We start from the raw sequence: 25457 nt of genomic DNA, 5'->3' as shown, positions 1-25457 counted from the left end.
GCCAACTTACTGATTTAGTGTATGATGGTGTTTTTGAGGTGCTCCAGTGGCTTCTGTTTCTATCAGCTGTCCCTCCTGTTCAGCTACTGACGGGGTGGTGCGTAACGGCAAAAGCACTGCCGGACATCAGCGCTATCTCTGCTCTCACTGCCGTAAAACATGGCAACTGCAGTTCACTTACACCGCTTCTCAACCCGGTACGCACCAGAAAATCATTGATATGGCCATGAATGGCGTTGGATGCCGGGCAACCGCCCGCATTATGGGCGTTGGCCTCAACACGGTTTTACGTCACTTAAAAAACTCAGGCCGCAGTCGGTAACCTCGCGCATACAACCGGGCAGTGATGTGATTGTCTGCGCTGAAATGGACGAACAGTGGGGCTACGTCGGTGCTAAATCACGTCAGCGCTGGCTGTTTTACGCGTATGACAGGCTCCGGAAGACGGTTGTTGCGCACGTATTCGGTGAACGCACTATGGCGACGCTGGGGCGTCTTATGAGCCTGCTGTCACCCTTTGACGTGGTGATATGGATGACGGATGGCTGGCCGCTGTATGAATCCCGCCTGAAGGGAAAGCTGCACGTAATCAGCAAGCGATATACGCAGCGAATTGAGCGGCATAACCTGAATCTGAGGCAGCACCTGGCACGGCTGGGACGGAAGTCGCTGTCGTTCTCAAAATCGGTGGAGCTGCATGACAAAGTCATCGGGCATTATCTGAACATAAAACACTATCAATAAGTTGGAGTCATTACCGCCATCAAGTATAGAATTTTTAGTGGTCAACAAATTCTTAGAACCACAAAATGAACTAAACATGTTTGTAAGATCGCAAAGCGGTGACGAAAGATAAACTGATATATCAGGCTCCTAAATGATCGCTTTAGCGGTCTTTCAGGAGCTTCCGGTTTAATTCCCCGCGCGGTTAGACATTCAGGTGATTCTGTCTACGTTTTTGCCCTGCCTCCGCCAGAATGACCACCACGCATGGGGTTTACCCTGAAGTGCTGCTTTTTCCTGAAGCAATTCAGCACTCACTGCCCCCTGAAGCAGTGAAACGGAGTCTCTCGCGGCATTACGGCAGGAATCAATAAGATCACTGGGCTTACTGAGCAAAATAAATTGCGATACTTTTGCCTGAGTATCAAACGCATAAACTCGTAACTCTGACGAAGAGGTAAGACTCACAATATTATGCAACCGCATATAATCGGTGTAATCCTCGCTACCCGGTTCACATGATTCATAAAGATATTTCTGCATTAGCGTTTGCGATGAAGAAAGGAAATCGATATAGCGGTCTGTTTTTTTATCTATATCCCGCAGTCGTTGAGCTAATGCTTCTTTCCTTATTTCATGACGATGTGTTAATTTCAGTGTAACCCAGCCGCCAATAATGGTGATTAACGCGCCCAGCCCGATTTTAACGGCACTGTCAGCCACATCCACCCACTCAACCGCCATCTGCTATCCCTTTTATTTCTGTGATGATCATGGCTATCAGTATAAATCCCCGGCGGATTGGACAGACAGCACTTTATGTCCAGTTAAATCAATACCTCGTCCTGGCACCTTTAAAGATGCACCAGTAATGTACAAAAAATGCTTTTCGCCCTAGACGTTCCGGCGCTATCGGAAAAAGTGTCCAGAAAATATTTCTGGTGAACGTATTTATTTTTGTTGACCCACATCGCAAACCGTGAGTCTGTTCAGAGCTTGTATCTGAGCAGGCGAAGGGTTGGACAAGCCCGGCGGGCGCGTCAGCCTGTCACATTGGGGTATACCTGAATGCATGCACTTAAATGTTCCCTTTCAGCATGGCCACCGCCTCAGCGCCGTCCATCGCAAACTGCACCCGGTGCCTTGCGGCCACGTCCAGCGCAAACACCCTGGTGTACACTTCCGTCGAGCTCACCGACTTGTGGCCCATCAGGCTCTGCAGCACCTTCAGCGGAATACCGGCATACAGCATGTGCATGGCGTAGGAGTGACGGAACGTGTGCGGCGTCACCGGCACGGAGAAGGTCACCCCGTCAGCGGCCGCGGCGGTGATGGCCTCATTCAGCCAGGTCCGTACCGTTCGGTCGGTGACCTCCCAGATGCGCGCCTTCTCCGTTCTGCCGGTGCGTTTATTACGGCGCTCCAGCGGAATTTTCAGTGTGGCCACCATCATCTCCAGCTGGCTGACATACTGGTGATCGGAGAGTGGAACCAGACGGTGAGCCTGACTGCCAGCCGGGGCCCGTCCTGCCGTTCTGGCCGCTTTTTCCGCACGTTGTTTGAGCGTGGCCAGCTGGACGAATGGCCAGGGCGACGCCAGCGAAAAATCGCCCCGGGTCAGGGCCAGCGCCTCGTTGATCCGTGCGCCGGTGTTCCACAGTGTCGCCAGCAGCATTTTGCGGTGCAGATCGGGAACGTAGTGGAGCAGGGCGCTCACCTCCGGCGCCAGCAGGTACTTCGGCAGCTCATCATGTACCAGGGCCATTTGGCGCAGCGCCAGCGCCGCCGGGTAGTCGATGGCCACCGGCAACTGCGTGGCAGAAACCATGACGCCCTGCCCGGGAACAGACGGCATCATCGTGTGTCTCCCGGTACTGACGCGTTCATGGCGGGTGCGCAATGCATGGATGGCGCACCGGGGTTATCCCTGCCCGGCAGGATCTCATAAGCCGGAAGTGCTGTGATGCGGTATGTACCGTAATCGGTGTAAGTCACTGGTTCGGCCTCCATGACTTCCCGTAATCCGCTTTCAAGATGGCGGGCTTTTGGCACCATGATTTTAAGAGTGCGCATATCAACCTCCATCTTCTGGCGCTCGTTTTCAAGGGTTGTGGTCAGAAGGTACTTTTCCGTATGGAATGGTTCGTCTTTTCCGTCATCTCTCTGTTCATACGTCACATCCAGAACCATCATGTCGCCGGTATTACTGACCACATATCCGCTGAGTCTCTCATCAATGGTCACCGGTTCTTTTTTGCCGTTAACAGGAATGACCGTCCTGCTCTGACAGACAATGGTCATTCCTGGTTTCTGAGTGGCGTTGAGCGCCCGCATTTCACTGAGGGTTGCTGCTCCGGGCCGGCCCTGGATCATACCGATCAGAAGCATTACCAGCAGGCCGCGTATTACTATCGTGTTCATTAACTGTTCCCTGATCAGACCGATCGTAGCGCTGAGTACATACTGAGAAATCCCGCCCACCGTCAGGGTTGTTCAGCCGCAGCGTTGGCGATCGCATCCACTGCTTGTTTAACCGAAAAGGACAATCCATCCGTATCTTTCGGTGAAAAATGTACCCAGTAGCACAAATACGTACCGTAGTTCTGGTCGGTATGACGAGTTTCATAATTTACGCTGAATGCGTAAATCTCCCGGTTGCCCAGTGGATAGTCTGTGATTTCGCAGTAACGCAGATAAAGGTCGCGCAATTCATCAAACAACTCTCCCTCTTTCAGCGGGCTCACTGCTTTGACTGCTTCACGCTGATCCATGAAATAGTCCACAGCGGCTTTTTTGGATTTAAATTCCTTCTGACCAATCTTCACCGGTATTGAACGTGCCATCCTAAACTCCTTTCTGGTTTGCTGATAAATAGTCACTCAGAGTAATCACACTTAGTGACATCATTGATTGCCACCTGATTAACTTTTCCTGCCGCAATCATCACCCACCAGATAATACGCAGACATATAAATCCGTAACTAAATTACCGGATGGCGGTTTTCTGGTGATCCGATTTCTGGCGTATTCCAGATTTTCCGGAAGTGTAACACGGTCAGGGAATAAGCAAAGCGCCATTTTATGGTGGTGAGCGGGCGGTCACGGGGAAGGGGAGGGACACAACATATAGCGTCATTTACAGCTGAAAACACCGCTACATCTTGTGTTTCATGGCAGCTGCGCGCCGGTGTGTCTGAAGAAGATCCGGAACTCACAGAAATCGGATCTGTATGGAGGAGGAATGATACTAATGCACATTAAACAGTAATGCAGCTTTATTATTGCTTAAAAGTTATTAATAACCAGCAGGCACAAATAAAGTTTATTATTTCCCTTATCGCAATAATTCTCCGAAAAAATTACGTGGGTCATCACTTCCTGTCATGTCAGGTTTGTCACGCAAGAATGGTTCAGATAAATCTGATCGGCATGGCACAACCCGAATGCAAAATGGGCTACGATGGAAAGGCTCAAAAAAATTCAGGGATAAGGAGAAAATGAATGGCTCAACTCAGGATCCGGGGCGTAAGAAGCTACGCGCCCGACAGGGATATCTGCTTTGATCTCAGCAGCAAAGTGACGCTCATCTATGGCCAGAACGGTTCGGGAAAATCCACGATCTCTGGCTATTTTTATGACAGTCAGGCAGATAAATACCGGCACTGCGCATTTGAGAGCCCTCACATCAGCCACTATCAGGTCTTTAATCAAGAGTATATTGACAGCAAATTTGCCCGTGCGGACTATCAGCCCGGGATCTTCACTCTCAGTGAGGCCAATCAGGAAAGCCAGGATAAAATAAACAGTAATAATAAAGAAAGAGCAAAACTGAGTGCCCGCCTGGAGAAACTTAATGAGGAGATTGCAGAAAAAGAAGGGATGAAAGAAACGATCGTCGACCACTGTGCCAGAGACATTTTTAACAGGACAGTAAATGACAGAAAAAGTCTCAGTGATTTTCTTGATGGCGCTAAAATTAAAAGATCGTTTTACGAACGTATGGTTGCAACACCACTTTCAGACGTGCGTACCACAACTGAGGCACTGACTGATAAATGGCGGATGTTAAGTCAAAGTGAAGGAACGCTTGTCGGCGAAATTCATATTCCCCCAACAACTGTCTTAACGGAAGAAGCAATAAAACTGATGCAGGAACCCGTTATGCCTGCAAGCAGCACGCAATTCTCTGCACTCATTCAAAAAATCGGTAATGCAGACTGGGTGCGCCAGGGGCAGCATTATATACACGACGATGTCTGCCCGTTCTGCCAGCAGTCCTTTAATGTCATGGCCTTTTCGCGCGAACTTATTCAGATGTTTGATGAGTCATATCAGACTTCTCTTGGAACACTGAGCCAGGCCGCAGAACGACTTGCTCAGGACTGTGATAACCTGGCCGAATTTGAACGCCGTGTTGCGACCCATGCTTTCGTTGATGAGGGGAGTCCGATACTTTCTCTGGTGAAAACCGTTAATAAAGGGGTTCAGATCTTACTGCAGCAGTTCCTCAATAAATTAAAAGAACCGTCTCAGGCGATAACGCCTGAAAATATACAGTCCGCTCTTTCATCGCTTCAGAATGAAGTGGACGCATTTAATACCCGGGTACGAGAAAACAACCGGCTGGCGGAGAACTTTGGCCAGGAAAAGAGAACCTTGAGCGCGGATGTGATGGCGCATCTGAGAAGGATTTGCGATGAGTTCTTTACTGAACGTGACAGGCAGCTTGGCGAGCTGCAGAACGAAGTCGACACCAGATTGCGTGAAGTTGGGATCCTAGCTGCCGGTAAGAAAACACTGGATGATGAGACGAATACGCTGACCGGACAACTCTCCGACATCCAGCCAACCATCAATATTATCAATGCAAACCTAAGACTACTGGGAATAACCGGGTTTGAGATTATCTGTCATGATGACGAAATGAAGCTTTATCGCCTTCGCCGGGGCAACGAACCTGAAAAGGCGGAAGTATTCAAATCCCTCAGTGAGGGTGAAAAAACCATCGTTTCCTTCCTCTACTTTATTGAATCGTGCTCGGGAAGTCTTACTCCCGAAACCGTTAATCCTGAAAATAAACTCATAGTTATTGACGATCCAATTTCCAGCCTGTCACATAACTATATCTATGAAGTCGCAGCACTCATTAAACGGAAGATTATTAAGGCAGCTGCCGCGAGACATGTTGTGATACTGACTCACAATATGTTTTTCTTCCAAGAAATACTGTTAAACAGTGGTCGCCTGCAGGATAACAGAGAAGCACCCGTAAACTGGTCTCTGCTCCGAATCATTAAGTCTGACTACAGCTCCTGTGAAAAGCTTTCCATGCACGAAATGCTCAATGAATATCAGGCATTATGGCAGACCCTGAAAGATGTCAGGGATGAGAAAACCCAGCCCGTTGTGCTGTTTAACACAATGAGGAATATTCTTGAGTATTATTTCAGCTTTGCCTGCAAGAATGAAAAACTTAAAGAGGCCCTGGAGTCTCTGGCAAGCGAACACAGTGATGCCGGAGAATATGATTCCTTTTACCGGGCTATCAACCGGCACTCTCATTCGGATGGCCGAAATATCTTTTCGACCGGCGTTATCGATAAGGAACGTTATCTGAAAATGTTCAGAAGAGTGTTTATTCAGACTGATGACGATGATCACTATCTGACAATGATGGGGGAATCAAAAGAACTGCCGGAAACAGGGGATTAAACAGGATGTATCGCCACCTGCGGGTACCGTTCACTTAACGCGTCGGGAGCGAGCGCATGTGATTACGCACATGCTCTACGCGCCCGAAACGAAAACGTGTATACCGTACAACGGGTACAATTTTCGGTTTCATGGCGGGTTTCCTTTTACAGTCCGGCTACTGCCGGAAGTCCCTGTAACCATTTACAGGCGGTAAAAAGCGCAGAGGGGAACACCCGAGGTGACGACAAGTGATTATAAACACCGTTCTGGTTAGAGGTAAACTGTTTACACACATGAAAAAGGGAGAAGCACAAACCCACTTCTGTCCGTGATTTGACGTAGATACTCACCAGCCTTCTATCACAGGGCCTCAGAGAAGCCAACTTGCTCTCTGTAAACGGCCGTCCCGCCACCCACTTTCCTCGCTGACAACCGAGCGTGATAGTTCCGGTTTGCAAGGTTTCAGGACCTCAAGTTAAAACGACATAAACAAGAAAGGTAATTTTTCGTTATTTAATAAGTGGAAACAAAATTCAGTTTTAAGTAGGATATCAACAATAAACATCGTTAAAAAATCGTAGTATACGTCGGTCCAGTCATCAAGACATACTACCCAGTATTTGAGCAGGCTTGTATCAAACAACCGGGATAGATGTTTTGATGCAAAAAGGAATAAGAGCATGCCTCTAGATGAAAAAGATAAGTTTGATATCGACCTGGTTCAGAAGATGATTACCCGCACTGACGGATTTCATAACTATGCCAATACCAAATCCACTATAATTATTACCTTTATTACAGCCATACTGGCAGCTATAGGCACTAACGCCGGAAGTGCAGTAGCTTACTTGGAAGTAAAAGGTTGTCATGATCTGGCTATTATTTTCAAGTCATTAATGCTCGTTTCCGTAGTATTACTTTTATCCGGATACTTTTTCGTTGGTAAAACTGTTATTCCCTACATTAAAACGACTTCAAAGAGAAATTTTTACTCATTTATAGACACCGTGAAACAATTTGATTCGGAAAAAGAATTTGAAGAAGTAATAAAGACAATGCATGTTAATGAAATAACCAGCACAATGATTTCGTTGCAGTATACCCTTTCTCAAGGGTTGGTCGAAAAATACCGGCTTCATCGTCTTGCAATCTTTTTAATTCTTTTTGCCGCAATACCTTTAATGATTAACACTTTAATCATTTTCTTTGTATAAGGAAATATAATGAGCACGCAATTTAAAGAACTTTTTGGTAAAGCCCGAATGGATGTCAGCAGTGATATGAAATTGGGCAACTTAAGAAAATCGAATGTGTACGCAGATTCAAAGCAGAAAGCGATTTTTGAAAATGTGAAAGAAGGGATACGTAATGATAGTGCTGATGTTTTTTCGAAAGCAAGCCTTGAAGGCTATGCTGAAGATGCTATGCCAACCATATTCCGGGATGTAAAAGCTGAGTTACGTAAAGTTTTTTGTAAAAACACTGAAGTTAATGAGGCTATCGGCTGCCATCCTGATTTTGACGATCTCCGGGTAAACGATGAGCTCCGTAACGGCTATGCTGTGACGATGTTTTTTGATATCGCAGGGTCTACCAAGCTGGGAAAAACGTATCCACCTGAGATGGTGTTTAATATAAAGAACACAATTATCAGATATGTCATTGAAATAATTCAGGCTTTTGATGGTCATGTTCATCGTATTATGGGCGATGCTGTAATGGCATTTTTCCGCAGTGAAAATAAGGCCATAGAAGGCAAAAAAATTGACAGCGCGATTGATGCCATAAACGCCGGTGTATACATACTTGAATTTATGGAGCAGGTTATCCGGCCAGAACTGGGCGATCAGGGTTCGGAAGATCGTATAGGCGTCAGGCTGGGCATCGATTACGCTAAAGATGATGAAATCGTATGGGGAAACTACGGTGTTTCAGGTGCATTTGAAGTAACGGCAACTTCATATCACGTTGATGTTGCGGCTAAACTTCAGCAAGCGGCTGATACAGATAAGATCATGATTGGTGAAAACCTCAAGTCACTGCTTGGTTTAGGGGCGGAGTATCTGTCCACCAAATGGAAATGGGCGAAAAATGAAGATGGTACAGAATTCAAGCGTTATTATCGGCATGTAAAACCTAACTATAGAGTCAAAGGATCACAAATAAATTATTTGCAGTATGTTTTTGACAACGAAGCATATTTTAAATTTTTGCCATATGGAATAGAAAGTAGAAATACATCCGTTGTACTGACTGCAACCGCAAATAATGTTGAAAAAAAATTTTATTGTCCATGCTCAGAAAGTCTTGATAAAGGAATGTCGCTTAACTTCCATGTAATATTTAGTGCTCCAGCAGGACAACCGTATACTGTCAAGGCGGTAAAGAGGAATACTGGCCCTGAAGCTGAAAAAAATTCTGCATTGAAGGAAGTTAAAAAAGACAGAATGATGAGTTACTACTCAGGCCAGTGGCATGCTGACATTTCCGAAAGTACCAGTTATCATGGTTTACATCATATGGAAATTAAAATTTATGACAGCCATGACAGAGAGGTCGATAGCACAATATTCAGCATTTTCATAAGTTGAATAATTATTGAAACGCACTGATAAAGAGTGTATTGCGCTGCAGGGAAAATCAAAACTGACATATTGTTATAATGGTCAGTTTTGATATCTGAAATTATTGTACGCTTAGCGCATTTCAAAACAGACCTTATTAACTTATCACTTAAGGTTTGGCCTTGAAGTTATAGTCTACTCGAAATCCCCCTGTTTCGAAATATTCGGCTCTCGTTGCTCCGGTCAGCTGCTGCAACTGCTCAGTAACCTCGGCTATATCATGGCTGCACTTTTCGACCTAGATTTGTATCCGCGTCCGCACATTTCATAAACGACGTTCGTATCTCCGAATTTTGAACGTTGCGCGATGGAGTTGTACGTTGAGGACATGCTCGCTTGTCTCTGGCAAGGCTTAACTTTTCCGCTGGAGCTACCTTCCGCGTGATTTTTCGAATTGCGGCAATCCGGACCGTATGCGGCGATTAGCTGCTATAACTGACTTTGCTCATTTGTCCTAAACCCACTCAGCAAACCTCATTCAATTGTAAACCTACTCAATCTAAATCAGCTCCTCAGTAAAGATCCGACTTTACCGCTTTTCGGATCTACACGGTGGGAAACGCGTAATTGATATGATTTTATAACAATACAAACAAAATCATACTAGGTATGATATTTATCACTTTACTATCAATCATATCTGATATGATTTGAACTAAAATAGCAATAAAAATTCTTAGTATGATTTATTATATAACCACACATCATCAAACGGAGCGTGCAGGATGGATCAGGAAGTGACGTTTTCACTCAGCTATGAGCAGCTGTTGCAGGAAGCCGAGGAGTCGATACAGAAATGTGATCTCAACAAGGAAGGCCCTTACTATCCTCAGGAGCTGAGTAAAGCAACGGACTTCCTGCATTTCTGGCACAGGCTGGTGAATCGTGGCTATTCAGGCGTGGGAGATTATGAACGCATTGAGGCCGACTGGCAGCGCCTGCACACCCTCGTCTTTAGGATAGAGGACTGACATCGTGACAACGGTGAACGTCCGCCGTCCGTCACCGCTGCAGCGGCGCGTGCTGATTGTGCTGGCAGGTCTTGAGCACAATGACATTACCTGTGTCCGTACCCGGGACCTGGAACATCTGCTGGAGCAGGGTGGGGACGCCCCGGTGTACGGACCGAACCTGCGTGCCTCCTGCCGGCGCATGGAAGCCTCGGGCTGGCTGCGCACGCTACGTGCGCCGAATCTGCAGCTGGCTGTCGAGCTGACGGACAGTGGACGGGCAATCGCCGTCCCCCTGCTGGCCGCCGAACGCGAACGAGTGCAGACTGAGCAGCGCGCGACGGTGGTCCGGGTCCTGCCCCTGGTCCGGCTAAAGCCGGTGTATGCGTCCGACACATTCGGTGACGACCGCCCGGTGGAGCTGAGTGATCGCTGGCATCTGGCGTGCCGGGGAGACTACGTTATCCGTCTTGACGGCACCACCTGCCTGCAGCTGTGGACCTCTGCCGGGCAGGTGACGCGCCTCGAAAGCGACCCCCTGCAGGTGGCGGAGTGGTTACAGGCCTGTCACGATGCCGGCATTGATATCCGCCTGCAGATCAACGAAAGCACCGCGTTGGAACAGGGTACACCTTCACTGAAAGGGGCTGAGTTTCCCGGCGGACAGGCTTCATCCACGACAGTAACCTGGTACCAGCACCTGCTCAGGGCACTGCGACAATACGATGTGAAGGGGTTATCCGCAACAAACCCGGAGCACCTTAAAGCAGTGAAGCCAGGCTGGCGTAATAAGGAACAACCGTTACAGGAGCGTTTCCTGGCGCTGGCAAAAGCCGTGGAGGGGACTCCTGATGCCCTTCGCTCGGATCGGTATGAAGAAGATACCGGCCATTTGATGACACCGATGCTGGCCGGATTCGGGTTTACGCCGGATCAGGCTTCCCGCCTCACCCGCCTTATCCGCTGGCCGCTGATGAGTCAGGAAGAATTTGACCGGCGCGAACTGAACAGCCTGCTGGACGATATCTAGGCCTGATTTCGGCAAAAATACCGTAATAGGACCAGGCTGCTTTATGTAAGCGGTACGGCTTTACTGGATCAGTCTAAACCAGTTTTATTCATCTTTTACTTCGAACAATTCTTCAACAGATTTTGTCGGGTAGAAGAGCGAATTACTGTTTTCTTCTTTTAACTGTATAAAACCCAGGCGAAGGTAGAATTTTTTGGCGTTGTCGTTCAGCGCTTCCACGAACATTCCGTGTATACCCACAGCCTGCGAGGCCTGATACACGACTTTCATAGCATGGGTAACAAGTGTTTCTCCATATCCCTGGTGATGAATGCTTTTATCAATTGCCAGACGGCCTAAAGTCACGCTCGGCACATTTTTGTAGGGGACGCGCTTTTGTTGCGTTTTGCTGGGTAGAAGTGTTTTCTCAAAGCAGCTGCCAGACAGCGTGTAGTACCCCATAACACGTGGTTTATCCTCTCTCGTCACGAGCAGATAGCCACGCAAAATCTTACTGTTGTGCTGGCGTTTCAGATGGTCAGTAAGAAAAGTATTCAGATACTCTTCTCCACAATCGAAGTTGCTTAATTCATATTCAACTTCCTCTGAAAAAATCTCAATCCTTAAACCGTCCATTTATTACTCCAGTTCCCGGAGACGGTTAGCGGCGCGTTTCAGCCGGTCATTCGGTACTGGCGGATTAGTGATTGCATCCATAACCAGGTTCCAGGACTCCTCATTGAGGAGCAGACGACGGTGCTGGTCAATAACTTCTGCAGCGCGTTCTGAGGCGGTACTGACCATGAACTGCGAAATTGACTGGTTAGTCATTGCTGCAGCTTCTTCGATCATGTGTTTGTCGTCTTCATTTAATCTCAGGTCAATGCGCTGCTTTTTCAGTGCTGACATGGTTTTTCTCCCAGGCCACTCTTTAATCTGAAAGAGCGGACTGTTTTGTTAAGTTCGGGACTTAAGACGATAGCATGTACGGAGGTATGCCGTACAAATATAATAGTGTTATGGTATGCAGGTTTCAACCACAAGTTAGCTATGGATCTAGGCACAGCACGTAAAGGTACAGAGAAATGAATCGCCATGGGTTTAACAGACACCTCAGAATCATTTATGGACTACCCCCACAACAGTGGACAAATTCTGTCCTCACGACGGAGGCCTGTTCGAAGGCCTCCGGACTGACGCCACCGAGATGACTGTGGCGCCGGGCCCGGTTGTAGAACACTTCAATGTAATCGAAGATATCCGCCCGGGCCAGATCCCGGGTTTTGTATATTCTCTTCCTGATACGTTCTTTTTTCAGTGAACTGAAGAACGATTCGGCCACCGCATTATCCCAGCAATTGCCACGCCGGCTCATACTCGGAGCCAGGTTATTGGCCCGGCAGAAGCGCTGCCAGTCGTCACTGCCATACTGGCTACCTTGATCGCTATTTACGATGACCTCGCCGTCCAGTTTTCGCCGCCAGACCGCCATCATCAGTGCATCCAGCGCCAGTTCGCGTGAGAGAGTGGGCTTCATCGACCAGCCCACCACGTTACGGGCGAAGAGCTCGATAACCACCGCCAGATACAGCCAGCCCTGCCAGGTGCGGAGTAGAGTAAGAGGCAGGGCGTAGTCGGACTATTTCCCTGCCTCTCCTCCCCGAACCGGACGTGCACCTTTCAGCGCATCCGGCTCTCCATTTAAATGCTGGCGAACGCCATTGCCACTTCTGTAAAGCGCGATGTATACGTGTTTCTGGTCTCCGTCCTCAGATAGGGATTACCTTCGGGTAGCCGCCAGCGGAACAGCTTCTTGCCTTGCCCCACCAACCGGTACAGTATTTCGCCGCTGAGCTTGCCGTGATTGGTTTTACCAAATAAAACCCACGTTTTGCTCTGACCCGGTTTCGGTGATTTACACCACCACCTCATCAGGGAAGCGATACCTGTACGGTATTTGCGGGCCAGCCAGTGAGCCAGCTTCCAGAACACGACACGGTCGATATAACTGAAGACTTTGGCCTTAAAATCAACGAACTTATAGAACATGGCCCAGCCTTTCAGTTTTCGGTTGAGTTGTTCAGCCATATCGACTTTGCTTTCACTGTAGTTGCCTGATAACAGTGCTGTCAGCGATGCGGCGAAGTTTCTGGCTTTCTCCGTTGAGACCACTCGCATCTCGCCATAACGACTGCGTTTGCGAATGATCCTGTGCCCCAGAAAGATAAAGCCGTCATTAACATGGGTGATTTTAGTCTTATCCATGTTCAGCCTGAGTTTCAGACTGCCTTCGAGCACACCCCGACACTCCTCCCTGATGGCTTCCGCCTGTGCTTTGGTGCCTTTGACGATGAGGACAAAATCATCGGCATAGCGGCAGTACGCCACCGCGGGTTTCCACTGCCAGTTTTCTCTGACCGCCGTACTTCGGCCCCGTTGGATACTGTTATTCCAGTACCACCGATCTTTTCTGGCTTTCCCGCTCAGGTAGCGCTCATGCAGGTATTGATCGAACTCATTCAGCATGATGTTCGATAATAGCGGCGATATAACACCGCCCTGTGGCACACCTTCACTGGCCGCCCGAAAGAGACCGACATCGATATGTCCCGCCTTGATGGTTTTCCACAGCAGAGTCATGAAACGTGCGTCACTGATCCTGCGGCGTACAGCCTTCATCAGCAGTCGATGATGTACGGTGTCGAAGTAACTGGACAGGTCGCCTTCAATCACCCAGCGTCCCCGGGTTTCACCGCAGTCTGTGAGCTGTAATTTCACCGTGCGGATCGCGTGGTGGACACTGCGCTCAGGCCGGAAGCCATATGAGAGCGTATGAAAATCACTCTCCCATATCGGCTCCATCGCCATCAGCATGGCCCGCTGAACAATACGATCCCGCAACGCGGGGATACCCAGTGGTCGCAGTTTGCCGTTGCTTTTAGGGATGTAAACCCGTCTGGCGGGCAAGGGCTGGTAGTGGCCTGAGAGTAATTCATCCCTGAGGATTTGCAGCTCAACAGCCAGTCTGGCCTGTAGCATTGTTTTGTTCACGCCATCAACGCCGGGGGTATGCGCCCCCTTTGATGAAAGCGTGATCCGCGCCGCTTCAGCCAGCCATTCTGGTTGTGTTATCAGACGCAGCAGCCGTTGAATCCGTAGGGACGGATCGGTGGCTGCCCATGTGGCAAGCTTGCGTTGCATTTCGCTGATTATCAAAGGTCTTCACCTCGTTAGGTCAGTTAATTCACGTCGCAAACACATTCAAACTGCTTCCCTTCGCCATGTAATGGGCTTTCCCCATCGCGGACTACTACGGAAGCTCCGCCAGCCAGCGCGTCATCGGAGCCATGCCCCCTTAACATCCGTCGCTGACCTTCCCCGGTTTACCTGCCTGGAGTCAGGCATACTGAGGAGGCTGCCCGTCGCACTCTTTATCCTTGCTTGCCGCAAGTTGGCAGAAGTCAGCAACGCAAGCGTGATAGACGCTGCTGCCCCGGTGTTTCGCATACATGTCAAAACACCTTCGACCGGCAGTGCTTACGTATCACTGCCAGTTCCTCCTGCACGGCCTGTCAGATCACGTAGGCCGTGGTGACGTTTTCAACCCACAGAGGCGGATTAACGGGTTCATGTTCTTCAGCCTTTCAGTACTTAACCTTGAGGATCATCTCGGCTTAGTGATCTCGCCTCAATCCCCGTTGTCAGCGGGTTACATCACCCTGCGGGCATGCCGCAGGTCACTGCCGCTCAGGTTCTCCACCGTCACACCCGGTGGGATTGTTGGGGTTCTCATCGTGAGTTACCGGTTCAATATTCCAGACAGACTCGCGGTTCATTTAAGCATCCATGCCCGCCCTGAACTCCGGGCACACTATAAGTAATGTCGGTGACCCAGACCTGATTGGCCCGGACAACAGTAAACTGCCGCTGCACGCGATTAGGGGCAACCACTGAAGGTCTGCCAGCGATACGACGCGGCGCTTTATAGCCGCGCACGGCTTTAATCCGGTTCAGTTGCATAATACGGCCCACCCGGTTTTTACCGCAGGTTTCCCCGATTTCGTTCAGGTCGCCATGAACCCGCCGGTAACCGTATACGCCTCCGCTCAGTGAATAGGAGTCACGGATAAGCGTCAGCAGACGCTGATTATCTTTATCACGTGCCGAGACCGGGTTATGCAGCCACGCGTAGAACTCGGCCCGGGCGACATCCAGTACCCGACACATTGTCATCACACCCCATACAGTGCGGTGCTCATTGATAAAGCGGTACTTCAGTCGGGCTCCCTTGCAAAGTACCGCGCGGCCTTTTTCAGGATATCCCGTTCTTCTTCGGTACGTTTTAGCTGTGCCCGTAGTTTCAGGATCTCGCTTTTGGCTTCCAGTAAATCCCGGGCATGCTGCTCGCTGTTATCCGGTTTGATAGCCCGTAGCCACTTGTAGAGGCTGTGGGCAGAAACGCCCAGACGGTCAGATACTTCGGCAACGGAATAACCGCGTTCCGTTATCTGTCGGACGGCTTCTTCCTTAAATTCAGGTGTAAATCGTGGTGTGCCCATATGCTCCCCCTATGCTCAAACTATAGGGCAGGATCGTCTACCGGGGTGGGGTCAGTCCAACTATAGGGCAGATTTGTCTACGGGCTCGGGGGCACTCCACACCTTTAATCAGGTGGCCAAATTTACTGTGCCACTACAGTCGAACAATCACATAGAGCGATAAAATCAGACACTTCAGGACAGATTCATCCAAGAAACCGCCTCAAAGACATCAGCAGTGTCGAGGGCGTCAATTCCTTGCTGGATATTCTTATATCGGATTCCAATCGGTCGCTTAACAGACCAGTATAATTCTTGAAAGGCTTGTATTTTCCAAACGTGGAAATCCGAAAAGGTTTAGATGATATCAAGTCCAGCCCGGAATCTCAGTGAGATAAAAGGATATGATTGTCTGATACCTGATACTGACCATTTCACGGACAGAAACTGAGTAACAGTTCATATAGACAATTCCTTAACAAAAATGAGGCATATTTACCCCCTTATTTGTCGTTTCGTTCATGACAATAGACGCTATCCTACTGGAACCCTGACGTACACAGAACCAGGATACTATTATTCGACCATTTTTCCCCCGTGAGGAATGGTCTTTTTTTCATTAACTTGCCATTACCCCGATGAATTTGAAGCCCAGAATACCGGTGCATTAAGTCCTAAAAATAACGATTACCTACACATACCTCACATTTGTTACATTGCACAACAATTAAGCAACGTGGCTATCTGAACCATAAGCTGGTATGATATTTGCACACTGATGAACACATAACATCAGACAGTTTATTGAAGCGGTCCGGGGGATGTCGCCGGACCGCTTTTTTTATTTGAAGGTATTATTGGTAATGACTCTAACTTACTGATAGTGTTTTATGTTCAGATAATGCCCGATGACCTTGTCATGCAGCTCCACCGATTTTGAGAACGACAGTGACTTCCGTCCCAGCCTTGCCAGATGTTGTCTCAGATTCAGGTTATGTCACTCAATGCGCTGAGTGTAACGCTTGCTGATAACGTGCAGCTTTCCCTTCAGGCGGGGTTCATACAGCGGCCAGCCATCCGTCATCCATACCACGACCTCAAAGGCCGACAGCAGGCTCAGAAGACGCTCCAGTGTGGCCAGAGTGCGTTCACCGAAGACGTGCGCCACAACCGTCCTCCGTATCCTGTCATACGCGTAAAACAGCCAGCGCTGACGTGATTTAGCACCGACGTAGCCCCACTGTTCGTCCATTTCAGCGCAGACAATCACATCACTGCCCGGTTGTATGCGCGAGGTTACCGACTGCGGCCTGAGTTTTTTAAGTGACGTAAAACCGTGTTGAGGCCAACGCCCATAATGCGTGCACTGGCGCGACATCCGACGCCATTCATGGCCATATCAATGATTTTCTGGTGCGTACCGGGCTGAGAGGCGGTGTAAGTGAACTGTAGTTGCCATGTTTTACGGCAATGAGAGCAGAGATAGCGCTGATGTCCGGCAGTGCTTTTGCCGTTACGCACCACGCCTTCAGTAGCGGAGCAGGAAGGACATCTGATGGAAATGGAAGCCACGCAAGCACCTTAAAATCACCATCATACACTAAATCAGTAAGTTGGCAGCATTACCGGAAATCGGCATGTCATTTTCGGCCTGGCGCCAGCGAGCTTGTGTGGTCCGCGCGCTGGCGTTGTTGATAACAGGCAGGCCGGTGTTTGACGTGGCGCTCTCTCTTGGATACGACAATGCCTCATCGTTCGCGACGATGTTCCGCCGCGTTACGGGGCAGACACCCTCATTTTATCATCCTGTATAATCTCAAAACGACTGCATATTCATAATGTGCACTATTCGCTCAAAGCGAACCTTCTGCCAGTTGTGAAAGATAACCCTTCGCACGAAGGTTCTTACCAGCTACTGTCTCATACATCCCTCCGAACCGGCAGCTAATAAAGATCCGACTTCAGGGGTTTTCGGATCTCAACGAGACAGGAGAGAAACTGTATGTAGGTTCTGTACGGTATGTACGATATGTATCAAATGTATTGTATGTATTATTTGTATTTTATGTATTGTTTATTTTTTTGCACCGGACGTACCATGATGTCATTCCCTGTAAAACCGGAGCCAGACCATGACCACCCTCTCCCCGGACACCGTCCGCCGCATTGAAGACGCCGCTGCCGCCCTGATCGCCGCCGGCACCCTGAACCCGACCAACGAGCAGGTCCGTCAGTACCTCGGCGGCGGCTCCCTGTCCCACATCTCCCCGGTGATGCGCGCGTTCCGCGCCCGCCAGCGCGAGCAGGCCGCTGAGCAGACCGCGCCCCTGCCGCCGGAGCTGGCGCAGTTGCTGACCGGCCAGCTGGGGCTGCTGTGGCAGGCGGCCGTGAAACAGGCTGAAGCCGGGGTCCTGGCGGCGCGTGAGCAGGCTGACGACGACATAGCCCGTGCCGACCAGGAGCGGGATGAGGCCCTGGCGAAGGTGGCTGCCCTGGAGAGCGAGCTGGCGGTGCTGCGCGAGGTGGTAGCCGAACGTGACCGCCTGCTGCAGGAGGTGCGCGAGCTGCGCGCGGAGGCGCTGCCGCTGCGTGAGCAGGTGGCCCGCCTGACCGCCACCGGCGAACACCTGGCGGCGCAGCTGCAGGACACGAAAGCGGAGCTGAAGGAGTCCCGGGAGGACGGTCGTCAGCTTCAGGCCGAACTGCTGGCCCTGGCCCGCCATGACGGGAAGGTGAAGAAATGAGACAGGAAAGAACATTACGTATAAAGGCGTTTCGGCGGGCGCTGGAGCTTGGCGCCGGTGAACGGGCTGACGGGTGCCGTCATTTTCCTCGATGGAAAGAGGAACTGAGGAATTTCCCGCACGGCAGCTGCGATTTAGCCAGCAACACACTGGCGAAGTACCTGACAGATACTGAGGGATGCCATCCGTGCATCATTTTTATGGAAGGGAACGCAGGCTTTCAGGAAGCGGAAAACTCAACGGTTCACGGGCATGTCATCGTATTGCTGGACGGGGAATATATAGATCTGACGCTGGATCAGTTTCCAGAATATCCGGAGTATATCCCGGCTGAAGCTGTCGAGTCAGGTGGCCCACTGGGAAAACTTCTGCGCAATATCATGAAGCATGAAGACCCGGTAAAAACCCGTCGGGTTGATCTCAATGGTGGCGAAAAGTTGTATGCCTGGTTACGCGATACCGCCGACGAAGTGCTGGCTGCGGACCCGGAATGGCAGGCCTGGGAACAGTCCATAGAAGAAGCAAGGGAAGCCGCTTTTAAGGCGTTCCCGTTTCTGTCTGACATGCAGAAAACTGAGTGCGAACAGGGCCCGGACAGTCAGGAGGCTGCCAGATGAAGATTTATCATTACACTGACCTGAACGGACTGAAGGGCATCATCGAATCAGGCTCACTGTGGGCGACGCACTTTTCCTTCCTCAATGACAGCAATGAGCTGACTCACGGAATGAACTGCCTTGAGAATGCCCTGCAGTACCTGAGGGACGACTTTAACCCGAAAACCCTGAAGTTCATCGAACAGGCACTGACACACTTCAGAATGCACCGGGCTGCTCATGTCTATAACCTGTCGTTCTGTCTCGAACCCGACCTGTTAAGCCAGTGGCGGGGTTATGGCAGCTCTCAGGGCGTGTGCCTGGAATTTGATGATGAAGAGCTGCTTGCCTCCCTGGAATTAACTCAATATCAGGTGTTTAAAAACCGGGTACTCTATACCAAAGAGGATTCCACGGTTGAAGCCCGGAACGAAATCCTCGCCTTCTTTCGTCAGCCACAGGTTCAGGCGGCAATAAATGCAGATGTAATGCATGAGATGATTCAGGCAACCAGACTGGCACACAGCCTGCCGCCTTTTTTCAAGAATGACGGTTTCAAAGAGGAGCAGGAGTTCCGGATGGTAATCCTCCCGGACAGCCCTTATGAGGGTGTCAATTTTCGTGTCAATGATAACGGTCTGGTGCCATATCTGATCATTAAAGCAAAAGACAAGCTGCCACTGACAAACATCAGAATTGGGCCCCGCAGTAACAGAGCAATGATGATGGATGGGATTTCATTCCTGTTGCAGAGCAGGGGGTACACCAGTACACGGATTTCGTTTACTGAGACGCCGTTCCGGTAAACTCAATTAAGAAGTACAAACTTCAAGGGATCAGTATGTTGAACAAAGTTTCACAAATTAATTTGGCCAAAATCCTGGCAGATAAGTTTAACGAAGGCGACTGGCAGGAGCTGTTTGCTGTTACATCTTGTGAAGATGTTCCGGAAGGGCTGTATAAATTCTACCAGCATGTTCACTGGGACAACCCGGAGCTGAAAGGAGTGGCCATCTCTGCCATAGAAAGCACTCTGGCCAGGGACGCTGATAACCTTTCTAAAATATGGGCGCTGGATAATGTCCAACGCTTTATCAACAATGCAAATACTGAGTTATTCAATGAAATAAAGGACATTGTTAATCAGAATGGGCAAAGAAATGTTTCCGCAGCGCCAGTGAAAAATGTGAACGAAAACATTTACCAGGCTTTAGAAGATGCGGAAGTGTTGCTTCAGAAAAATGGACCACACCGGGCTTATGATCGTGTCCATACAGCTCTTCATGCTTCATTAAGACAAATGTGTACAAACCATGGAATTGCGACCAATAGTACCAATAATAATGTTCCAGGATTGCTTTCCCTGATAACTGCACATCTCAAGGCCCTGCCGGATGATGGAAGAAATGAAGATGTGTTTAAAATGTTGAAGTCTTCTGCCGCAATACTTCATGGAATCAATAACCTGCGCAACAATTACAGTATGGCCCATCCTACTGAAACTTTGCTGAATGAAGCCGATGCCCGTTTTGCCATAAATCTGGTTCGTTCCATCATGACTTATGTTGATGAGTTGCTTTAGTTTTAATAAAAATATGAGACTCACAACGAACAGATAGAGCTTCAACGAAGAAGTGAAGTACGGCCAGAATTTCGAGTTCTGGCCCTCCGGAAGATGCCGGACAGACGCATCATCCCGTCGCGGCCGCTTCCACTTTTGTGTGTACTCAACCTGCCGGATCAGGATGGCGGCAGGATTTGCACCCGATGTTCCAGCCGCCTTGCCTCTTCCTGATCCCGGTATTCCCTCGCCTTTTTCATCATTTCTGCCGTTGGCTCCTGCAGTTTGTCCAGAAACTCCTTAGATCGTTTAGCCACCGACTGAAGGGAGACACTGTCCGTCCTGCCGGTATTGCGATTGGTGTAAACCAGGCGGGTAAGGGGTCTGGTTAACTCCTTCCCTTCCATAAAGCGTTTGAAGATCCAGAGATATATATCAACCAGCTCCAGCCCTGCACTTTTTGTACCCGACTGGAAAACCAGCGGTTCAGCCGGCATGTTCGTCACATCCATGACCGGTAAACCGGGACCGTGTACCCACGGCATCTCACGTATCTGGTAATAGAACTCCCTCAGCTCCCGCTGGGTGGTGTTGAACTGTGACTGCTGGTCCACAACGATGTCGGCTTTGCGATTTGGTGCTCCCAGGCGGGAACAGATACCGCGCAATACGAACTGAAATCCAACCATATTGGGCATGATCTGCAGCTTTTGTTTACCGGTTTTGCAGTTATATCCCAGTTCGTCAAAGTGGGTCATCGCCCAGGACAACGCATCGGTAATCAATTCAATGTAACGGCGGTCCCCCAGGGTATGAACGCGCGCAAGCAGCTCACTGCAGACCTCACTGAACAGAGATGAGGACCTTCCATCATGGGCTTCGAGGCGGGCACGCCACGCTTTTTCAGCCAGTTCATTATCGAACAGGCTTGCCAGATTCAGTAGCAGCGGGTAACGAAAGGGGGTCCAGTAGGCAACCCTGGGCACTGCAGGATTCATCCCCTGATCAAACACCTGATCGAAGAACGAAATAATGGCGTGATCCCGTTTAACGACCTGCCAGACATCAAACCGTATCCGGTGCTTCTTCTGCAGGACAAGCAGCGTATCAACCACCTCATCAAGGCGGTGCATGCCAAGCTCTGCGGCGTGCAGACGCTGTACTCCCAGTTTCTTACGCAAGGCAGCAAGATCGGCTTCGGCAACCTTGTCCAGGTCATCCGGTGAAGAAAGCACGCCGTAGGAAAGCACGGGCTGGGTAGGATCAAAAAGATTGGGACCGGTATGACCGGTTTCATCCACATAAAAATGCATGCAGGGTTCCTTTATCAGGCAGGCGCAGGCGAAACGATATTGTTTATGCGACTGTAAAACCTTCATATAAGTAGGTGCAAGCGATCCGTTTAAGCATCTTTACAGAACTGCGGAAAGGCTGCGCTCAAAAAATCAGCAATGTGTAACTTGTTACTGAAGGCTGTGTGCATTCTTTAACGAAAATGATGGTGTTCTTTTAAGTATCGGATTAGAAAGGTGATGAAATAATGACAATAATTTTTAAAGGATGATTGCTCCGACTATGAATATTATCAACCCTTTCCACACACAGTGCAGTGCCAGAATCCCCGATATTTACCCCGACCATGTGCCGCGCTCTCCCATAACATCCTGGCTTGATGCGGCGCATGTTCTGGCTTTTGCAGGGGCTAATAGTGATATTGCGTGGCATATTGAAAATGAACTGGCGAATGGCGGTGAATACGCGAGCTGGAGAGCACATATGCCGCCAGTTACACCGCAAATTTTACTGGACTATCAGCAGCTGTACCCCCTTTCGCCGGCGCGGATGGCTCAGGCGGACAACGAGGTAAATACCCATGGAATGATGATCCCACATGGTCAGATTCTCTTCCACGGTGGCCAATGGATGGGAAAGAAAACTGTGACTAAACTTAGTGACCCCTTTGCCACGACCTTCTGTCCACAAGTTGCCATGCGTGAAGCTGAGCACTCAGGGAAAGCATATAAGGAAGGCTACATTGATCTGATGGTCATTACGGTTATCGATCCCCAGGTCAAAGCCTTCGTGTTCGACATGGATGAGCCAGAAAAGGGAAATGAGCTTGAGGTGCTGTTTGCGGCCGGGGCAACGATAACTGTTACCAGCAGAACCTCTATGGGTCACAACTATCCTGTTTACGGGAATCCAGAAAAAGAAATTATGACCTACCTGGTTGAAGCCACACTCAGTTAAAAACAGAAGGGCGCTTCAGCGCCCTTAATTTATGCCACTTTGCGCAACGTGAGTTTTCGGGCGACTGAGCCCCCTTATGCAGGTCGATAAGCGCCAGCGTTCACTGAACATATTCAGTCTTCGAATCTGAATAATTTCCCATTCAATCCTTCCGCTCCGGTCCAGAAACTCACAATACCGTCAGGTCAGTCAGGTGCTTCAGGCCAGCAATTCCGATTTAGCCAGAAATCGGATCTGCGCGGCAGGAAAACCGTAAGTGATATGATAATAAATAAATACATATAAAATAATATAGGGTGTGACATTTATCACTTTTAATATAATCATATCTAATATGATATTTACCAATTCAGTATAAAATCATTCATGATATGATTTTTCCATTAAAAGGACATTATCAGATGGAGCGTGCAGGATGGATGAGAGAGAAGTGACGTTTTCACTCAGCTATGAGCAGCTTTTGCAGGAAACGGAAGAGCTGATTAAAAAATACGATTTGAACAAGACCGGTGAACATTATGCCCACAATTATATTATGGCCCGCGACATCCTGTCTTTCTGGCACAGGCTGGCGCTGAAAGGGAAGAGAGGACCAGCAGACGCGAGTATATACGAGCGTATCGAAGCCGACTGGGAGCGTCTGGACGCGCTTATCCGGAACGGGAGCAGCGCAGCATGACCGGGGCCAACACACGCCGTCCGTCGCCGCTGCAGCGGCGGGTGCTGATTGTGCTGGCAGGTCTTAAGCACAACGACATTACCCGGGTCCGTACCCGGGACCTGGAACATCTGCTGGAGCAGGGCGGGGACGCCCCGGTGTACGGGCCGAACCTCCGCGCCTCCTGCCGGCGCATGGAAAACGCGGGCTGGCTGCGCACCCTGCGCGCGCCGAACCTGCAGCTGGCCGTCGAGCTTACGGACGCCGGCCGGGCGCTGGCCGCCCCGCTTCTCGCTGACGAACAGGCGCGCGTCCTGGCAGAGCAGCGCGCGACGGCGATCCGGGTTCTGCCCCTGGTCCGGATGAAGCCGGTATACGAGTCTGACAGGTTCGGTGACGACCGGCCGGTGGAGCTGGATGGTCGCTGGCACCTGGCGTGCCGGGGCGACTACGTTATCCGTCTCGACGGCACCACCTGCCTGCAGCTGTGGAACACGGCCGGGCAAGTGATGCGACAGGAAGGCGACCCCCTGCAGGTAGCTGAGTGGTTGCAGGCCTGTCACGATGCCGGCATTGATATCCGCCTGCAGATCAACGAAAGCACCTCGCCTGAACAGGGTACGCCTGTCCTGAAAAATGCAGAGTTTCCCGGCGGACAGGCTTTATCCACGACAGTAACCTGGTACCAGCAGCTGCTCAGGGTACTGCGACAACACGATGTGGAAGGGCTCTCCGCCACAAATCCGGAGCACCTTAAAGCAGTGAAGCCCGGCTGGCGTAATAAGGAACAACCGCTGCAGGAACGTTTTCTGGCACTGGCGAAAACGGTGGAAGGGACCCCTGGTGCCCTTCGATCGGATCGGTATGAAGAGGATGCCGGCCCGCTGCTGACAGAGTTGCTGGACGGATTCGGGTTCACGCCGGACCAGGCTTCCCGCCTCATCCGCCTTATCCGCTGGCCGCTGATGAGTCAGGAAGAATATGCCCTCAGTAACGGTAGCGGGGAGTTGCCAGGCGCATAATATTGATACGGTAACCGATCACTGACATTCCTTGTAACATACTGAATAATATAAATTTACGCTAAATTTATTCCTTCCTGTGCCGATAATTAAAGGGTCAGGAGGGAAGGGTTATGAACGATTTTCATATTTTAAGTCTTTGTGTTCAGAATAAGGATGTGGCAGGCGCCATGCGTGTGCTGCGGGATAAATCAGAGTTTGCGGCACGCAAAATTCTGGAAAAATTAAAGGTTCGCGTGACGTCACAGACAGGCAGGGCTTTCTGGCATCATGTTCAGGACTGGCTGCTGATGGCGTGCCGTCAGGAGAATACACCGAATGAGTCACGCGGTTCCCGGCCTTCTTCGACCCCTTCAGACACCAGGGCAGATCAGTCCTGCTGCCCTGGATATGGTCAAAGTGCTGGCACTGATCGCCATGCTGGCCGACCACATCAACACCCTGTTCCTGACGCCCGGCAACCTGCTTTTGTATGCGGCTGGCCGGATGGCCTTCCCCCTGTTCACGCTTATCTGGGCGATGAACGTGCAGCGCACACCGGAACGGCTCCAGGTGAGGGCAAACCGTCTGTGGAGATGGGCCGTCATAACCCAGCCTGTATTCAGCCTGGCTTTTGCGCATCACCATCCGTGGTGGGCACTGAACATTCTTTTCGTGTTCGCAGGTGTCACGCAACTGCTTGCCCTTCAGTACCGGTTCGGAAAAAAAGGGCTGATGGCTGGCGTATTGCTGCTGGTCGTCCTGGTCTGGCCGCTGAGCCCGGCCAGTTATGGCCTGGCGGGTATGGTTCTGGCCACCGGCATGGTCATAGCCACGGGCGGGCAGACGTCTGCCGTGCAGCGCACGGGGGTTATCGTGTCCGGGCTGTCACTGTGCTGTCTGAACGGGGTATCACACCTGCTGAGTCTGCCGGCAGACACGCTGCTGTTCGCCACCCTCCCCACACTGGTTTTCCCCATTATGGCCATTTACCTGAGCATTCAGTTGTGCCCGGAGGGCTGCCCGCGCTTTATGCCCCGGCATTTTTTCTACATCGCCTATGCCGGCCATCTGCTGGTTCTGCTCATCCTGATGCAACTCTGGTGAGA

22 protein-coding genes and 5 pseudogenes are annotated in these 25457 nt (G+C 50.1%); 16 read left to right on the top strand and 11 right to left on the bottom strand.

The window, feature by feature from the left end:
* Window positions 1-46 precede the first annotated feature (46 nt).
* Window positions 47-744, top strand: a protein-coding gene (locus tag SK32_RS20725) for an IS1-like element IS1A family transposase (protein WP_151351650.1) whose coding sequence is annotated in 2 segments (ribosomal slippage) — window positions 47-296 and window positions 296-744 — 699 coding nt in all. Because the reading frame shifts where the segments join, the coding sequence is not laid out codon by codon here.
* Between the two features lie 192 nt (window positions 745-936).
* Here the strand turns inward: SK32_RS20725 and SK32_RS20720 are convergent.
* From SK32_RS20720 to SK32_RS20705, 4 genes are all read right to left on the bottom strand, one after another.
* The gene (locus SK32_RS20720; protein ID WP_039265231.1) at window positions 937-1467 is read right to left on the bottom strand and encodes a hypothetical protein; all 531 of its coding nucleotides are present in this window, start codon (window positions 1465-1467) and stop codon (window positions 937-939) included.
* A 334-nt stretch (window positions 1468-1801) separates the two neighbouring features.
* Window positions 1802-2581, bottom strand: a complete 780-nt coding sequence (locus tag SK32_RS20715; protein WP_048213827.1) for a site-specific integrase — start codon at window positions 2579-2581, stop codon at window positions 1802-1804.
* Window positions 2578-3144 (bottom strand): hypothetical protein, encoded by a 567-nt coding sequence (locus SK32_RS20710; protein ID WP_048213826.1) that lies wholly within the window; start codon window positions 3142-3144, stop codon window positions 2578-2580. The genes SK32_RS20715 and SK32_RS20710 overlap by 4 nt, the downstream gene beginning before the upstream one ends.
* 62 nt (window positions 3145-3206) lie before the next feature.
* A complete protein-coding gene (locus tag SK32_RS20705; protein ID WP_048213825.1) occupies window positions 3207-3566 on the bottom strand; it encodes a hypothetical protein in 360 nt (119 codons plus the stop codon).
* Window positions 3567-4224: 658 nt separating this feature from the next.
* Here SK32_RS20705 and SK32_RS20695 point away from each other — a divergent pair.
* The 5 genes from SK32_RS20695 (at window position 4225) to SK32_RS20675 (ending at window position 11021) form a co-directional block, all read left to right on the top strand.
* The gene (locus SK32_RS20695) at window positions 4225-6435 is read left to right on the top strand and encodes an AAA family ATPase (RefSeq protein ID WP_048213823.1); all 2211 of its coding nucleotides are present in this window, start codon (window positions 4225-4227) and stop codon (window positions 6433-6435) included.
* 662 nt (window positions 6436-7097) lie between these two features.
* Entirely contained in the window at window positions 7098-7631 is a 534-nt protein-coding gene (locus SK32_RS20690) for a Pycsar system effector family protein (protein ID WP_048213822.1), read from the top strand.
* Window positions 7632-7640: 9 nt separating this feature from the next.
* Window positions 7641-9008: a nucleotide-binding domain-containing protein gene (locus tag SK32_RS20685; protein WP_231591595.1), complete on the top strand. Its 1368-nt coding sequence runs from the start codon at window positions 7641-7643 to the stop codon at window positions 9006-9008.
* Between the two features lie 758 nt (window positions 9009-9766).
* Window positions 9767-10012 carry a hypothetical protein gene (locus tag SK32_RS20680; RefSeq protein ID WP_048213821.1) on the top strand — a complete coding sequence of 82 codons (246 nt, stop codon included), beginning with the start codon at window positions 9767-9769 and terminating at the stop codon, window positions 10010-10012.
* A 4-nt stretch (window positions 10013-10016) separates the two neighbouring features.
* Complete coding sequence (locus tag SK32_RS20675) at window positions 10017-11021, top strand: hypothetical protein (protein ID WP_048213820.1); 1005 nt, start codon at window positions 10017-10019, stop codon at window positions 11019-11021.
* Between the two features lie 84 nt (window positions 11022-11105).
* On the opposite strand, the gene SK32_RS20670 is transcribed toward SK32_RS20675, so the two are convergent.
* From SK32_RS20670 to SK32_RS25830, 6 genes and pseudogenes are all read right to left on the bottom strand, one after another.
* The gene (locus tag SK32_RS20670; protein ID WP_048213819.1) at window positions 11106-11636 is read right to left on the bottom strand and encodes a GNAT family N-acetyltransferase; all 531 of its coding nucleotides are present in this window, start codon (window positions 11634-11636) and stop codon (window positions 11106-11108) included.
* A gap of 3 nt (window positions 11637-11639) precedes the next feature.
* A complete protein-coding gene (locus SK32_RS20665; RefSeq protein ID WP_048213818.1) occupies window positions 11640-11909 on the bottom strand; it encodes a type II toxin-antitoxin system TacA family antitoxin in 270 nt (89 codons plus the stop codon).
* Between the two features lie 214 nt (window positions 11910-12123).
* Window positions 12124-12621, bottom strand: a pseudogene (locus SK32_RS20660) (IS3 family transposase); the annotation flags it as partial.
* 80 nt (window positions 12622-12701) lie between these two features.
* Entirely contained in the window at window positions 12702-14201 is a 1500-nt protein-coding gene (gene ltrA / locus SK32_RS20655; RefSeq protein WP_048213817.1) for a group II intron reverse transcriptase/maturase, read from the bottom strand.
* A 672-nt stretch (window positions 14202-14873) separates the two neighbouring features.
* Window positions 14874-15559, bottom strand: a pseudogene (locus SK32_RS25835) (IS3 family transposase); the annotation flags it as partial.
* An 853-nt stretch (window positions 15560-16412) separates the two neighbouring features.
* A pseudogene (locus tag SK32_RS25830) lies at window positions 16413-17110 on the bottom strand (IS1 family transposase).
* A gap of 50 nt (window positions 17111-17160) precedes the next feature.
* Between SK32_RS25830 and SK32_RS25310 the strand changes: the two are divergent.
* The 6 genes and pseudogenes from SK32_RS25310 to SK32_RS20615 all read left to right on the top strand — a co-directional run.
* Window positions 17161-17352: pseudogene (locus SK32_RS25310) on the top strand (helix-turn-helix domain-containing protein); the annotation flags it as partial.
* A 318-nt stretch (window positions 17353-17670) separates the two neighbouring features.
* Window positions 17671-18282: a DNA-binding protein gene (locus SK32_RS20630; protein WP_042201100.1), complete on the top strand. Its 612-nt coding sequence runs from the start codon at window positions 17671-17673 to the stop codon at window positions 18280-18282.
* On the top strand, window positions 18279-18899 hold the full coding sequence (locus tag SK32_RS20625) for a hypothetical protein (RefSeq protein WP_042201102.1): 621 nt from the start codon (window positions 18279-18281) through the stop codon (window positions 18897-18899). The genes SK32_RS20630 and SK32_RS20625 overlap by 4 nt, the downstream gene beginning before the upstream one ends.
* Window positions 18896-19087: pseudogene (locus SK32_RS26515) on the top strand (hypothetical protein); the annotation flags it as partial. The gene SK32_RS20625 and the pseudogene SK32_RS26515, both read left to right, overlap by 4 nt.
* 15 nt (window positions 19088-19102) lie before the next feature.
* Window positions 19103-19684 carry a DUF2971 domain-containing protein gene (locus SK32_RS20620; RefSeq protein WP_223602139.1) on the top strand — a complete coding sequence of 194 codons (582 nt, stop codon included), beginning with the start codon at window positions 19103-19105 and terminating at the stop codon, window positions 19682-19684.
* 35 nt (window positions 19685-19719) lie between these two features.
* Window positions 19720-20460, top strand: a complete 741-nt coding sequence (locus SK32_RS20615; RefSeq protein WP_042201107.1) for an abortive infection family protein — start codon at window positions 19720-19722, stop codon at window positions 20458-20460.
* A 158-nt stretch (window positions 20461-20618) separates the two neighbouring features.
* Here SK32_RS20615 and SK32_RS20610 read toward each other — a convergent pair whose 3' ends face one another.
* The gene (locus SK32_RS20610) at window positions 20619-21752 is read right to left on the bottom strand and encodes a DUF3800 domain-containing protein (RefSeq protein ID WP_042201108.1); all 1134 of its coding nucleotides are present in this window, start codon (window positions 21750-21752) and stop codon (window positions 20619-20621) included.
* Window positions 21753-22014: 262 nt separating this feature from the next.
* Here SK32_RS20610 and SK32_RS20605 point away from each other — a divergent pair, with 262 nt between their 5' ends.
* The 4 genes from SK32_RS20605 to SK32_RS20590 all read left to right on the top strand — a co-directional run bounded on the left by SK32_RS20605 (window position 22015) and on the right by SK32_RS20590 (window position 25455).
* Window positions 22015-22689 carry a hypothetical protein gene (locus tag SK32_RS20605; protein ID WP_053065240.1) on the top strand — a complete coding sequence of 225 codons (675 nt, stop codon included), beginning with the start codon at window positions 22015-22017 and terminating at the stop codon, window positions 22687-22689.
* Between the two features lie 415 nt (window positions 22690-23104).
* Window positions 23105-23368 (top strand): hypothetical protein, encoded by a 264-nt coding sequence (locus tag SK32_RS20600; protein WP_008322807.1) that lies wholly within the window; start codon window positions 23105-23107, stop codon window positions 23366-23368.
* The gene (locus SK32_RS20595) at window positions 23365-24369 is read left to right on the top strand and encodes a hypothetical protein (RefSeq protein ID WP_042201111.1); all 1005 of its coding nucleotides are present in this window, start codon (window positions 23365-23367) and stop codon (window positions 24367-24369) included. Before SK32_RS20600 ends, SK32_RS20595 begins: the two co-directional genes overlap by 4 nt.
* 318 nt (window positions 24370-24687) lie before the next feature.
* Window positions 24688-25455, top strand: a complete 768-nt coding sequence (locus tag SK32_RS20590; RefSeq protein WP_042201113.1) for a TraX family protein — start codon at window positions 24688-24690, stop codon at window positions 25453-25455.
* Window positions 25456-25457: the final 2 nt, after the last annotated feature.

The organism is Citrobacter sp. MGH100, from assembly GCF_001034465.1.
Lineage (GTDB): Bacteria > Pseudomonadota > Gammaproteobacteria > Enterobacterales > Enterobacteriaceae > Citrobacter > Citrobacter youngae.
The sequence above is the reverse complement of the archived record's forward strand: the minus strand, read 5'-3'. Positions and strand labels throughout refer to the sequence as shown.